Source organism: Streptomyces sp. NPDC014727 (assembly GCF_043083485.1).
In the GTDB taxonomy this organism is placed as follows: domain Bacteria; phylum Actinomycetota; class Actinomycetes; order Streptomycetales; family Streptomycetaceae; genus Streptomyces.
This window is the reverse complement of sequence record NZ_JBIBYR010000012.1, coordinates 53022-65899: the sequence shown is the minus strand read 5'-3', so window position 1 is coordinate 65899 and position 12878 is coordinate 53022. Positions and strand designations below refer to the sequence as shown.

Here is a 12878-nt window from a genome sequence, read left to right as displayed (position 1 = left end):
GATGTGTGCTCGCGAAAGGGGCTGGTCAACGGTGGACGAGCCGGTGAAGAGACCGTCGGTCGACCTGCTGGACAAACTGAGCAGGCTCACCCGGCAGAGTGGCTTGATCGGGTTGAGGGGACTGAGTGATCGGCAGTTCACGGCCGTCTCCGCGGGCCTCGGCCTGGCGCTCGCGGCCGGCGTCGTCCTTGCCGCCGGCCCCTGGGACTCGGGTCAGCGTAAGGCCGAGCAGGACTGGGCCGCCGCCCGGATCCGTACAGGTGGCGCAGATCACGGATCCGGCACACCGTCCGGACCGGAACCCGCGCCCAGCGCCCCGGCCGTCCTCCAGCCCCTCTCCGCCGCGACCGACAACTCCGCCCCGGACGCGCGCGACACCCCGAACGGCGCAGCCGCCCTCCGCGCCGCCCTCGGACCGCTGCTGAAGGCCCCCGCCCTGGGGACCGTGCGCAGCGCCGTCGTCATCGACACCGCCACCGGCGAGCGGCTGTACGGCCAGGGTGCCGACACACCCATGACGCCCGCCTCCACCATCAAGATCGCCACCTCGGCCGCGGCGCTGAGCGCGCTCGGCCCCGGTCACCGCATCGCCACGACGGTCCGGGCGTCCCCCGACTCCCGCGGTCTCACCCTGGTCGGTGGCGGCGACCCCACCCTCGACAAGGCCGCTCTGCGCGCCCTGGCCGCCGACACCGCCCGCGCCCTGAAGGACCGCGGCGTGACATCGGTCCGCCTCGCGTACGACACCTCCCGCTACTCCGGCCCCGCACGGCACCCGATCGGCCCCAACGAGAACATCGCCCCCGTCAGCGCCCTGATGACCGACGAGGGCAGGCTCGACACCAGCGACAGCGGGCCCGCCCCCCGCAGCGACGACCCGGCCGGCGACACCGCCCGGACCTTCGGCGAACTGCTGCACGACGCCGGGATCGCGACCCGGTCCGACCCGGTGCGCGGCCGGCCGGCCGCCAAGTCCCGGACGGTCGCCACGCATCTGTCGGTCCCGCTCTCCGCCCTGGTCGAACGGGCCCTGACCAACAGCGACAACGACATCGCCGAGGCACTCGCCCGGCAGACCGCCCTGGCCACGGGCGAACCGGCCGACTTCGACGGCGGCCGACGGGCCGTCACCGCATGGCTCAAGAAGCTCCGCCTGCCGCTGACCGGTGCGAACCTCGCCGACGGCAGCGGGCTGAACCGCAAGGACAAGGTCACCGCCGGACTGCTGGCCGGACTCCTCGCCCGTGCCGCCGATCCGGACCACCCCGAACTGCGCCCTGTCCTCACCGGCCTCCCCGTGGCCGGCTTCACCGGCACCCTCAGCGGCCGGTACGACGAGAAGTCCGAGGGCACCGGCCTGATCCGGGCCAAGACCGGCACCCTCACCGGCGTGAACTCCCTCGCCGGGACGGTCGTCGACCGGCGGGGCCGACTGCTCGCCTTCGCCTTCCTGGCATCCGGGACGACATCCCCGTCCGAGGCCCAGTCCTCCCTCGACGCCCTCGCCACCGGCCTCAGGTCCGTCCGGTGATCCCCGGCGGGCGCGCGACGACGGCCGGGGCGCCGCGCCGCGTCACCGGAACGCCTCCCGCACAGGGGCGTCCTGCGCCTCGCGGGGCTCCCCTACCCGGGCGCTCCCCGGCCTCGTGCGCGTCCGGTGCGTGAGCGCCCCTGCGCCGTGCGACGCACCGCCTTCGGCCCCCCGCGCGGATCCGTCGGGGAGCACCGGACCACCCTCGCCGCCGGTACCCGGTGAGCCGGTCAACACCACACCGCGGACGGAGCCGAGCACGTACGGTTGACGCATGACGAGCATCGGTGGTGCAGAGATGGTCGACTGGAATCTCGCGGTCGCGACCGCGACCCGACTTGTGCGGCCGGGGCCCGAGATCAGCCGCGAGGAGGCCCGCGAGGTCGTCGCGGAACTGCGCCGGCATGCCAAGGCCGCGGAGGAGCACGTCCGCTCCTTCACCCGGATGATCCCCGAGGGGACCGAACCGGAGGACACCCCGGTCCTGATCGTGGACCGGGCGGGCTGGATCAAGGCCAATGTCGCGGGATTCCGCGAACTGCTCCGCCCCCTGCTGGGAAAGATGCAGGACCGGCGTGGCAACGGGCCCGGCGGCGCCGTGCTCGGCGCGGTCGGCGGCAAGGTGACCGGTGTCGAGGTGGGGATGCTGCTGTCGTTCCTGGCCTCCCGGGTCCTCGGCCAGTACGAGACGTTCGCCCCCGCCACCCGTGACTTCCCGGCCTCGGCCGTCGGCGGCGGCAGGCTGCTGCTCGTCGCCCCGAACATCGTCCACGTGGAGCGCGAGCTGGAGGCCGACCCGCACGACTTCCGGCTCTGGGTCGCCCTCCACGAGGAGACCCACCGCACCCAGTTCACCGGGGTGCCCTGGCTCCGCGACCATCTGCAGGGCGAGATCCAGTCATTCCTCGAAGAGACCGATGTCGACCCGGTGACCGTGCTGGAACGACTCCGCGAGGCCGCCCAGTCCCTGGCCGGGGGCCGCCCCGAGGGAGAGAACGGCGAGGACGGCGGCCGCAGCCTCGTCGAACTCGTCCAGACGCCCGCCCAGCGCGAGATCCTCGGCCGGCTCACCGCCGTGATGTCCCTGCTCGAAGGGCACGCCGACTATGTGATGGACGGCGTCGGCCCCGAGGTCGTCTCCTCCGTCGGCGAGATCCGGGAGAAGTTCCAGCAGCGCAGGGCGCGCGGTGCGAGCCGCCTCGACCAGGCGCTGCGCAAGCTCCTGGGCCTCGACGCCAAACTGCGTCAGTACCGGGACGGCGAACGATTCGTCCGCGCCGTGGTCGACGAGGTCGGCATGGACGGCTTCAACCGGGTCTGGACCTCGCCGAACACCCTCCCGACCAAGGCGGAGATCGCGAAGCCGGCGGACTGGATCGCGAGGGTGCACCGTAAGGCAGAGTCCTGATCGCGACGGGCCCGACGGCGGACGACAGGACGAGAACGCGCCGGTAATCACCCATCCGAGGGACCGTAGGGGCATGGGAAGGCGTGCAATGCTCGATGGACGGCTTGCCTCTGTCACCATCGACGCACTCTGAGTGACGGCACTCTCCCGTCCCGGCACTCCGAGCAACCTCCCCCCGAACTTCACGAAGGGCACCGGACATGGGTCCCCATCCTGCGGTCGCGGCGATACGCCTGGCGGTCCGCCGCGTACTCCACGACGTACTCACCGAACACACCCGGCGCACCCCGCACCCCGAGCTCGCCGAAGCCGGTGCGGGCAGGCGGCGCGCCCTGCTCCCCGACCGCCCGGACACCCCACTCGTGCTGGTGGCATGCTCCGGCGGCGCCGATTCCATGGCACTCGCCTCCGCCCTCGCCTTCGAGGCCCGCAAGCTCGACGTCCGGGCCGGCGGCATCACCGTCGACCACGGTCTCCAGGACGGATCCGACACCCGGGCCGCGGAGGTCGTCGACCGCCTCACCGCCATGCATCTCGACCCGGTCGAGTCCGTCGCCGTGCAGGTCGGCCAGGAGGGCGGCCCCGAGGCCGCCGCCCGCGACGCCCGCTACGCCGCGCTGGACGCGGCGGCCGAACGGCACGGCGCCGCCGCCGTCCTGCTCGGCCACACCCGTGACGACCAGGCGGAGACGGTGCTGCTGGGACTGGCCCGCGGCTCCGGGATCCGCTCGCTCTCCGGCATGGCCGCCGCGTCGGGACCGGCCGGCCGCTACCGCCGCCCCTTCCTCCAGCTCGACCGCCAGACCGCCCGCAAGGCCTGCCTCGTCCAGTCGCTGCCCGTCTGGGACGACCCGCACAACATCGACCCCGCCTACACCCGCTCCCGACTGCGCCACGAGGGCCTGCCCGCCCTGGAGAAGGCGCTGGGCAAAGGAGTCGTCGAGGCCCTCGCCCGTACGGCGCAGCTCTCCCGCGACGACGCCGACGCCCTGGACACCTGGGCCGCCGAGGCCGACCGCACCGTGCGGGACGACGCGGGCCGGCTGGAGTGCGCCAAGCTGTACGCGCTGCCGCCCGCCGTGCGCCGCCGGGTGCTGCGCCGGGCCGCCATGGAGGCGGGCTCCCCGCCCGGTTCCCTCTTCGCCCGCCACATCGAGGAAGTCGACCGTCTGATCACCGGCTGGCGCGGCCAGCGGGCCATCAACCTGCCCGGCCGCGTCGAAGCCAGGCGGCAGGGTGGCAGACTGGTGATTCGGCAGAGCTGAAGCACGAGCGGCTGACACGCAGGCGAGCGGCCGCGCAGGGCCGGGGCACCACCCCGGACCCGGCAGGCAAAGAAAGAGACGCGGGTGAACGAGAAGGACATGGGCACCGACCTTCAGTCGGTGCTCCTCACCAAGGAAGAGATCGACGCGAAGCTCGTCGAGCTGGCCGCGAAGATCGACGCGGAGTACGCGGGCAAGGACCTGCTCATCGTCGGCGTCCTCAAGGGCGCAGTGATGGTGATGGCGGACCTGGCGCGTGCGCTGTCCACCCCCGTCACCATGGACTGGATGGCCGTCTCGTCGTACGGCGCGGGCACCCAGTCCTCCGGAGTCGTCCGGATCCTCAAGGACCTGGACACCGACATCAAGGGCAAGCACGTCCTGATCGTCGAGGACATCATCGACTCGGGCCTGACCCTGTCCTGGCTGATGTCGAACCTCGGCTCGCGCGAGCCCGCGTCCCTGGAGATCTGCACCCTGCTGCGCAAGCCGGACGCGGCCAAGGTCGCGCTCGACTGCAAGTGGGTCGGTTTCGACATCCCCAACGAGTTCGTCGTCGGATACGGGCTGGACTACGCGGAGAAGTACCGCAACCTCCCCTTCGTCGGCACGCTCGCCCCGCACGTCTACGGCGGCTGACCGCCTCCCGGTCCTGGGGGCCGGCGCGACCGCGACGGGGCGCCGGGAACCTTTCACCGCATTCCCGCCGTTGAGGATTCGAAGGCGGGTTTTGACAGACGTCCCCGGCGGTCGCGGGTGACAATGCTGGGGTACCGTCCGAAGAACAGTCTTTTCTCACAGCAGCATTTACCTACGGGCAGGAGGGACGGGGCGTCATCGCCCCGTATGGATGGACGTGAAGCGATACTTCCGTGGGCCGGTCATGTGGATCGTGCTGGCCGTCCTCGCCGTGGTCGTGTTGATGCAGGTCGTCGGCTCGTCAGGCGGCTACAAATCGGTGGACACCGGCAAGGTGGTCCAGGCGATCAGCAAGGACCAGGTGGCGCAGGCCAAGCTGACCACCGGTGACGAACAGATCATCAAGATCGAGTTGAAGAAGGACCAGAAGCTCTCGGGCGAGTCCGGCAGCAAGTTCCAGGCGAGCTACATCGGCGACCAGGGTGTCCAGCTGGCCGACACACTGCAGCAGAAGTTCGAGAGCGGCAAGATCGACAAGGGCTACACCGTCTCGCCGTCGAAGCAGTCCCCGTTCATCTCGATCCTGCTCTCGCTGCTGCCCTTCGTCCTGATCGTGGTCGTCTTCCTGTTCCTGATGAATCAGATGCAGGGCGGCGGCTCCCGGGTCATGCAGTTCGGGAAGTCCAAGGCCAAGCTGATCACCAAGGACACCCCGAAGACGACGTTCGCCGATGTGGCGGGGTCGGACGAGGCCGTCGAGGAACTCCAGGAGATCAAGGAGTTCCTCCAGGAGCCGGCGAAGTTCCAGGCCGTCGGCGCCAAGATCCCCAAGGGTGTCCTGCTGTACGGGCCTCCCGGTACGGGCAAGACGCTGCTCGCGCGTGCCGTCGCGGGCGAGGCGGGCGTCCCGTTCTACTCGATCTCCGGCTCCGACTTCGTCGAGATGTTCGTCGGTGTCGGTGCCAGTCGGGTCCGTGACCTCTTCGAGCAGGCCAAGGCGAACGCCCCGGCGATCGTCTTCGTCGACGAGATCGACGCCGTCGGCCGGCACCGCGGTGCCGGAATGGGCGGCGGCCACGACGAGCGCGAGCAGACGCTGAACCAGCTGCTCGTGGAGATGGACGGCTTCGACGTGAAGGGCGGCGTCATCCTGATCGCCGCCACGAACCGGCCGGACATCCTCGACCCGGCGCTGCTGCGTCCGGGCCGCTTCGACCGGCAGATCGCGGTCGACCGGCCGGACATGCAGGGCCGTCTCGAAATCCTCAAGGTGCACCAGAAGGGCAAGCCGGTCGCGAAGGACGTCGACCTCGGCGCCGTCGCCCGTCGTACGCCCGGCTTCACCGGTGCCGACCTGTCGAACGTGCTGAACGAAGCGGCGCTCCTCACGGCGCGCGGCAACCAGAAGCTGATCGACAACAAGATGCTCGACGAGGCCATCGACCGCGTCGTGGCGGGCCCGCAGAAGCGGACCCGGATCATGTCCGAGAAGGAGAAGAAGATCACCGCGTACCACGAGGGCGGACACGCCCTGGTCGCGGCGGCTTCCCCCCAGGCGGACCCGGTCCACAAGATCACGATCCTCTCCCGCGGCCGCGCCCTCGGTTACACGATGGTGCTCCCGGAGGAGGACAAGTACTCCACGACGCGCAACGAGATGCTCGACCAGCTGGCCTACATGCTGGGCGGGCGCGCGGCCGAGGAACTGGTCTTCCACGACCCGACCACCGGTGCCGCGAACGACATCGAGAAGGCCACGGCAACGGCCCGCGCGATGGTCACGCAGTACGGCATGACGGAGCGGCTCGGCGCGATCAAGTTCGGCGGCGACAACACCGAGCCCTTCGTGGGCCGGGAGATGGGCCACCAGCGCGACTACTCGGAAGAGGTCGCGGCCCTCGTCGACGAAGAGGTCAAGAAGCTCATCGAGACCGCGCACAACGACGCGTGGGAGATCCTCGTCGAGAACCGCGACGTGCTGGACGCCCTCGTTCTCCAGCTTCTGGAGAAGGAGACGCTCGGCAAGGAGGAGATCGCCGAGATCTTCGCCCCGATCGTGAAGCGCCCGGCCCGCCCGGCCTGGACCGGTTCCGCCCGACGCACCCCGTCGACGCGGCCGCCGGTGCTCTCGCCGAAGGAGCTCGCCCTCACCAACGGCGCCACCACGGCGAACGGCTCGGTCGTCCCCACGGACACCGTCCCGGCCACCGAGGTGATCCCGGAGGAGCGCCCGGAGAATTGATCCGCGACCCCGGTGTGGCCCCTGTCACGGGGCCGCACCGGGCCCGGAATGGATGCCGCGCCTCCGCAGGTTCTAGCCTGTGGGGGCGCGGCATTTTCGTACGCCCGTACGGAGTTAGGTGCGGGTGACAGCTCAGAGGAACGAGGCACAGATGACCGACCCGGTGACGTTGGAGGGCCAGGGTCCGATCGGTGAGTTCGACGAGAAGCGGGCCGAGGCCGCCGTTCGCGAACTCCTCATCGCCGTGGGCGAGGACCCGGACCGTGAGGGACTGCGTGAGACACCGGGACGGGTGGCACGGGCGTACAAGGAGATATTCGCGGGTCTCCACCAGGAGCCCCAGGATGTTCTGACGACCACGTTCGACCTCGGCCACGACGAGATGGTGCTGGTCAAGGACATCGAGGTGTTCAGCACCTGCGAGCACCACCTGGTGCCGTTCCGGGGCGTCGCGCATGTCGGGTACATCCCGGCGACCAGCGGAAAGATCACCGGCCTTTCGAAGCTGGCCCGTCTGGTCGACGTCTACGCCCGGCGACCGCAGGTCCAGGAGCGGCTCACCACCCAGATCGCCGATTCACTCATGGACATCCTGGAGCCGCGCGGGGTCATCGTCGTCATCGAGTGCGAGCACATGTGCATGTCGATGCGCGGTATCCGCAAGCCCGGTGCGAAGACGCTCACGTCGGCGGTGCGCGGGCAGCTCCGTGATCCCGCGACGCGAGCCGAGGCGATGAGCCTGGTCATGGCGCGCTGAGTTCCGGCACAGCGACGAAGGAGAGCTCGGTGGCCCTACGCGGCCGCCGAGCTCTTGTCGTTGTCCTCGTCCTCCGGGAGCTTGCAGATGCGCTCCAGCCAGAGGGCCGCGGCCACCACCCCGATACCCGCCAGCACCGCGAAGCCCGCGTAGATCGCCTGGTCGCGACGGGCGGGGATGTCGAGGGAGCCGAGCAGGAAGACGCCCGTGCCCCCGTACATGCCGGACACCAGGGAGACGACCAGCGCGCTGGCCTGACCGAAGACGAGGGCTCGCGCCGCCATCAGTGGTTCGACGCCCTTGGCTCCCGGCCGACGCTCGCGCTGGGCGCGCAGCCGGGAACGGATGGAGAGTGCCGTGGCGAGCAGGATGACCGCGATCACCGCGAGCACGATCGGTGCGGCGAGGGGAACGCTCGGCAGGCTGCCGACGGAGTCCCAGAGGCGGGCGCCGCCCCAGGAGAGCACTCCGGCCGCGGCGAAGAGGCCGGTCAGTACCCCGAGCCGTAGTTGCTTCACCGAGTGCTCCGCCCTTCGCTGCCGGTGGCCCGTGTCGCCACCGGTCCGTATCGCCAGTGATCCGTGTCCGTCGAGCCTAACGACTACTCGGGCAGACGGAGTTCCAGATCGGCCCGGGGCAGTACGCCCTCCCGGCCGACACCGGCCAGCAGCTCCGCGACGGGGCCGGCGCCGGGCAGCTGGGCCTCGGGGTCGACGTCGTGCCACGGAGCGAGGACGAAGGCCCGCTCACGGGCCCGGGGGTGAGGCAGGGTGAGCACCGGGTCGTCGGAGACGACGTCCGCGTACGCCACGATGTCGACGTCGATGGTGCGCGGGCCCCAGCGTTCCTCACGGACCCGGTCGAAGGCCTCCTCGATGGCCTGGCCGCGTTCCAGGAGCGAGGACGGGGGAAGCGTCGTCTTCACGACGATCACCGCGTTGAAGTACGAGGGCTGAGAACCGGGAGCGACGCCCCAGGGCTCCGTCTCGTACACCGGGGAGACCGCCTTGACCCGCAGGCCGGGGGTGTCCTCCAGAGCGTCTATGGCGCCCTGGAGGGTCTCCAGGCGGTTGCCGAGGTTGGAGCCCAGGGAGATCACGGCACGTTTGGGATTGGAGAGGGTGATGTCCGCGGCGTCCACCTGCTCGACCACGGAGGCGGGCACCGGCTGTACGGTCGGGTCGCTCTGCCCCTCGGTAGAAAATGCAGTCATACTCGGCTCCGGGTGATGGTGATGGTCACATCGTCAAACGGGACGGTGATCGGCGCATCCGGCTTGTGCACCACCACCTCCACCTCCTCGACTCCTTCGTGCTTGAGGCACTTCTGGGCGATGCGCTCCGCGAGCGTTTCGATCAGATCGACCGGTTCTCCCTGCACCACGTCGACGACCTCCTCGGCGACGACGCCGTAGTGCACGGTCTTCGTCAGGTCGTCGGCGGCTGCCGCGGGGCGGGTGTCGAGGCCGAGCACCAGGTCCACGATGAACGTCTGACCCTCTTCGCGTTCCCGGGGGAAGACGCCATGGTGTCCACGGGCCTTGAGGCCGCGCAGCGCGACACGATCCACGCGAATCACTCCTGCTGTCGTAGGGCGTAGAGACACGGGGCCGCGTGCGGACGGCGAGGTGCTCTCTTTCGAATCTACCTGCGAGCACCGACAGTGCTCGCCCGCGGGGGGCTGTGGGGAGGCCTCGCGGGGCTGGTAGCCGCTACTACCCGCGGACCCGGATTCCAACCCACCCATCGGGCGGATGCCTCGGTCAGGAGGGGGTTTCCTCGTCCTCGTCCTCATCGGATTCGGTCAGTACGGGCGAGCCGTGATGGGACCAGAGCTTCCAGCCGTCCGGAGTGCGCCGGAACACATTGGTGGCCACGACGAGTTGCCCGACCAGCGGTCCGAGCGCGTTGCCGTCCTCCGCGGGGCCGCCGCTGAGAATGTTCTCGGTGCAGGTCACCAGTGCCGTGTCGCCGGTCATCGAGATCCCGACGTCGGTCAGGAAGAACTGGATGTACTCGGTGTTCGCCATGATCAGGGCGTAACTCCGCAGCACCTCGCCGCGGCCGGTGAGCACCGGCCAGCCCGGGTGGACGCAGGAGACGGTGAGGTCCTCGCCCGGCAGCCAGAGGCCGGAGAGCTCCTCGAAGTCGCCGCGCTCCATCGCCTCGTAGAAGGAGGTGTTGGCCTGCTCGACGGCCGCGATGTCGGCGGCCGCCTCCGCGTGCTCGTCGCGGGGCCCGCTCATGCGGCACCCTCGACGGCGCGGGCCACCCGTACGGCGTCGGCCGTGGCCCGGACCTCGTGGACCCGGACGGCCCAGGCGCCCGCGCGGGCGGAGAGCGCGGAGATCGCCGCGGTGGCGGCGTCGCGTTCGCGCGCGGGGGGCGGCGCGGCGCCGTCACCGGCCAGCACATGGCCGAGGAAGCGTTTGCGGGAGGCGGCGACCAGCAGCGGGCGGCCCAGGGCGCGCAGTTCGTCGAGGTGGGCGACCAGGGAGAGGTCGTGGCCGGCCTCCTTGGCGAAGCCGAGACCGGGGTCGATCACGATCCGTTCCGGGGCGACTCCGCCCGCGACCACGGCGTCCATCCGCTCCCGCAGTTCCGTGACGACCTCGGCGACGACGTCCTCGTAGACCGCCCGGCTGTTCATGGACTCGCTGAAGCCGCGCCAGTGCATCACCACGAACGGCGCGTCGGCCGCGGCGACGACCCGGACCATGTCGGGGTCGGCGAGGCCGCCGCTGACGTCGTTGACCAGGGCGGCCCCGGCCTTGACAGCCTCGTCGGCGACACGGGCCCGCATGGTGTCCACCGAGACCGTGACCCCTTCGGACGCCAGGCCCCTGACCACCGGGACCACGCGGCGCAGCTCCTCCGACGCGTCCACCCGGCTGGCGCCCGGACGGGTCGACTCGCCGCCGACGTCGATCAGGTCGGCGCCCTCGGCGACCAGGTCGAGGCCGTGTTTGATCGCGGCCGTGGTGTCGAACCAGCGGCCCCCGTCGGAGAAGGAGTCCGGGGTCACATTGACGACACCCATGACCGCACAGCGGTCCCACTCCGGCAGGCCTTGGACCGTGCCTCGTCCACGCAACGTACTCATGCGACCAGCGTAGGCCGATACGGCGTGCTGTTATGCCGCGCGGGCGTGGTGCTCCTGGCCCGGCGGCGGGGTGTGGGCGCAGGGGCGGGCCCGGCGGCGCGGGAAGCGGCGGGCGAAGGGACGGGGCAGCGCGAGGTTCACGAAGCCCTCGGCCTGCATCGCCGCGAGGGAGATGCGGGGCAGGTCGCCGGCGGCACGGTAGACCACGAAGCGGGGCTCCCAGCGGGGCCGGAACTTGGCGTTGAACTTGTACAGCGACTCGATCTGGAACCAGCGCGACAGAAAGATCAGCAGTCCGCGCCAGGTCCGCAGCACCGGTCCCGCACCCAGCTTCTCGCCGCGGGCGAGCGCCGAGCGGAACATCGCGAAGTTCAGCGAGACGCGCTCGACGGAGAGCTGCGAGGCGGACTGGAGGGCGGCGACGATCAGCAGTTCGTTCATGCCGGGGTCGGCGGAACGGTCGCGGCGCATCAGGTCGAGGGACATGCCGTCTTCGCCCCACGGGACGAAGTGGAGCACGGCCTTCAGGTCGCCGTACGGGGAGTCGGCGGTGTGCTCGTCGGCCTTGTGGGCGGTGGCGATGATGCAGTCCCCGTCGGCCGGGTCACCGATCCGGCCGAGCGCCATGGAGAAGCCGCGCTCGTTGTCGGTGCCGCGCCAGTCGGCGGCGGCCCGCCGGATGCGGGCCAGTTCGGCCTCGTCGATGTCGCGGACGCGCCGGACCCGCGTCTCGTAGCCAAGTCGTTCAATGCGCTTCACCATCTGGCGTACGTTGCGCATCGCGCGCCCGGCGAGCGAGAAATCCGCGACGTCCACCACCGCCTCGTCGCCGAGTTCCAGCGCGTCCAGCCCGGTCTCGCGGGTCCAGACCTCGCCGCCGGTCTCGCTGCAGCCCATCACGGCCGGGGTCCAGGAGTGGGCCTTGGCCTCGTCCATGAAGCGTTCGATGGCGCCCGGCCAGGCCTCCACGTCGCCGATCGGGTCGCCGCTCGCCAGCATCACCCCGGACACGACGCGGTAGCAGACGGCGGCCTTGCCGCTGGGGGAGAAGACGACGCCCTTGTCGCGGCGGAGCGCGAAGTGGCCGAGCGAGTCGCGGCCGCCGTGCTTCTCCAGCAGGGCGCGCAGCCGGGCCTCGTCGTCCTCGGTGAGGCGTGCGGCCGGGTGCTCGGGGCGGAAGGCGAGGTAGATGGTGGTGACGGCGGTCAGCAGCCCGAGAGCGCCGAGTGAGTACGCCACGGTCGAGGAGGTGACTCCGGCGTACTCGACAGGGCCTTCGAATCCGAACAGCCCGTACAGCACGTGCTGGAGCCGGTCGGCGACGCTGGGGCTTCCCACGACACGGCCGGGGTGGACGCTGACGATGATCAGGCCGAGGCCCAGCGAACCCGCTCCGAGGAGCACGAAGTTGGCCAGGGCCCGCCAGCGGCTCCGGGGATCGGGAAGCGCGGCGAATTCGCCGCGGTGGCGGACCAGCAGGAGGCAGAGCGCCAGCGAGACGAGCGTGCCGATGACGGAGTGCCGGTAGGCGAACTGCGCCAGCGCGCCGGCCGGCAGCAGGAGGGCGGCCGCCCGCCAGGCCCGTCGCTTGCGTCGCTTGAGGCCGTGGGCGAGGAGGAGCAGCAGGACGCCCGCGCTCAGGGAGAGGGCGGCGGCGAACGGTCCGAGGGCGCCGGGGAGCACCTCGGCGAGGGTGTGCATCCGGCTGTGCCGGAAGCGCGGGAAGACGCCCGCGGCCACGTCGATCAGGCCGACGACGGCGCAGGCGGTACCGACCAGAGTCGGTACGGATTCGGGTCGCGGGCCGCGTACGAACTTGCGTACGGGACTCGGAACCGATCCCGATTTATCCCCATCTAGCGTGACAGACATCGCTTCCCGTGGTTCCGCGAGAGATTCTTGAGTCCTTCGGCCGTGGCGCTCCGGACGATGTG

General features: G+C 70.8%; 12 protein-coding genes. 6 read left to right on the top strand and 6 right to left on the bottom strand.

From position 1 onward, the window contains the following. Positions 1–31 precede the first annotated feature (31 nt). From dacB to folE, 6 genes are all read left to right on the top strand, one after another. The gene (gene dacB, locus ACF1B9_RS20225) at positions 32–1531 is read left to right on the top strand and encodes a D-alanyl-D-alanine carboxypeptidase/D-alanyl-D-alanine-endopeptidase (RefSeq protein ID WP_391746131.1); all 1500 of its coding nucleotides are present in this window, start codon (positions 32–34) and stop codon (positions 1529–1531) included. 274 nt (positions 1532–1805) lie between these two features. Beyond that, complete coding sequence (locus ACF1B9_RS20220; RefSeq protein ID WP_391746133.1) at positions 1806–2939, top strand: zinc-dependent metalloprotease; 1134 nt, start codon at positions 1806–1808, stop codon at positions 2937–2939. Positions 2940–3139: 200 nt separating this feature from the next. Then, on the top strand, positions 3140–4204 hold the full coding sequence (gene tilS, locus ACF1B9_RS20215) for a tRNA lysidine(34) synthetase TilS (protein WP_391746134.1): 1065 nt from the start codon (positions 3140–3142) through the stop codon (positions 4202–4204). A gap of 99 nt (positions 4205–4303) precedes the next feature. Then, positions 4304–4843 carry a hypoxanthine phosphoribosyltransferase gene (gene hpt, locus ACF1B9_RS20210; RefSeq protein WP_072487175.1) on the top strand — a complete coding sequence of 180 codons (540 nt, stop codon included), beginning with the start codon at positions 4304–4306 and terminating at the stop codon, positions 4841–4843. A 211-nt stretch (positions 4844–5054) separates the two neighbouring features. Further along, positions 5055–7085 (top strand): ATP-dependent zinc metalloprotease FtsH, encoded by a 2031-nt coding sequence (gene ftsH, locus ACF1B9_RS20205; RefSeq protein WP_391746136.1) that lies wholly within the window; start codon positions 5055–5057, stop codon positions 7083–7085. A gap of 151 nt (positions 7086–7236) precedes the next feature. After that, positions 7237–7842, top strand: coding sequence for a GTP cyclohydrolase I FolE (gene folE / locus ACF1B9_RS20200; protein WP_391746209.1), 606 nt, complete (start codon positions 7237–7239; stop codon positions 7840–7842). A 35-nt stretch (positions 7843–7877) separates the two neighbouring features. Here the strand turns inward: folE and ACF1B9_RS20195 are convergent, their stop codons facing one another. The 6 genes from ACF1B9_RS20195 to ACF1B9_RS20170 form a co-directional block, all read right to left on the bottom strand. Beyond that, positions 7878–8360, bottom strand: coding sequence for a DUF3180 domain-containing protein (locus ACF1B9_RS20195; protein WP_391746138.1), 483 nt, complete (start codon positions 8358–8360; stop codon positions 7878–7880). Positions 8361–8443: 83 nt separating this feature from the next. After that, a complete protein-coding gene (folK, locus tag ACF1B9_RS20190; protein WP_391746139.1) occupies positions 8444–9055 on the bottom strand; it encodes a 2-amino-4-hydroxy-6-hydroxymethyldihydropteridine diphosphokinase in 612 nt (203 codons plus the stop codon). Next, complete coding sequence (folB, locus tag ACF1B9_RS20185) at positions 9052–9411, bottom strand: dihydroneopterin aldolase (RefSeq protein WP_093893688.1); 360 nt, start codon at positions 9409–9411, stop codon at positions 9052–9054. Before folB ends, folK begins: the two co-directional genes overlap by 4 nt. 193 nt (positions 9412–9604) lie before the next feature. Continuing rightward, positions 9605–10087, bottom strand: a complete 483-nt coding sequence (locus tag ACF1B9_RS20180; protein ID WP_391746141.1) for a nuclear transport factor 2 family protein — start codon at positions 10085–10087, stop codon at positions 9605–9607. Continuing rightward, positions 10084–10881, bottom strand: a complete 798-nt coding sequence (gene folP / locus ACF1B9_RS20175) for a dihydropteroate synthase (RefSeq protein WP_376211316.1) — start codon at positions 10879–10881, stop codon at positions 10084–10086. Before folP ends, ACF1B9_RS20180 begins: the two co-directional genes overlap by 4 nt. A gap of 93 nt (positions 10882–10974) precedes the next feature. After that, positions 10975–12816: a phosphatidylglycerol lysyltransferase domain-containing protein gene (locus tag ACF1B9_RS20170; protein WP_391746143.1), complete on the bottom strand. Its 1842-nt coding sequence runs from the start codon at positions 12814–12816 to the stop codon at positions 10975–10977. Positions 12817–12878: the final 62 nt, after the last annotated feature.

Bases quoted from the DNA above. Each gene is read 5' to 3' on its own strand.
- ACF1B9_RS20220 (WP_391746133.1), top strand. From the start codon at position 1,806: ATGACGAGCATCGGTGGTGCAGAGATGGTCGACTGGAATCTCGCGGTC.
- folP (WP_376211316.1), bottom strand. From the start codon at position 10,881: ATGGGTGTCGTCAATGTGACCCCGGACTCCTTCTCCGACGGGGGCCGC.
- folE (WP_391746209.1), top strand. From the start codon at position 7,237: ATGACCGACCCGGTGACGTTGGAGGGCCAGGGTCCGATCGGTGAGTTC.
- tilS (WP_391746134.1), top strand. From the start codon at position 3,140: ATGGGTCCCCATCCTGCGGTCGCGGCGATACGCCTGGCGGTCCGCCGC.
- ACF1B9_RS20180 (WP_391746141.1), bottom strand. From the start codon at position 10,087: ATGAGCGGGCCCCGCGACGAGCACGCGGAGGCGGCCGCCGACATCGCG.
- hpt (WP_072487175.1), top strand. From the start codon at position 4,304: ATGGGCACCGACCTTCAGTCGGTGCTCCTCACCAAGGAAGAGATCGAC.
- ACF1B9_RS20170 (WP_391746143.1), bottom strand. From the start codon at position 12,816: ATGTCTGTCACGCTAGATGGGGATAAATCGGGATCGGTTCCGAGTCCC.
- folK (WP_391746139.1), bottom strand. From the start codon at position 9,055: ATGACTGCATTTTCTACCGAGGGGCAGAGCGACCCGACCGTACAGCCG.
- ftsH (WP_391746136.1), top strand. From the start codon at position 5,055: ATGGACGTGAAGCGATACTTCCGTGGGCCGGTCATGTGGATCGTGCTG.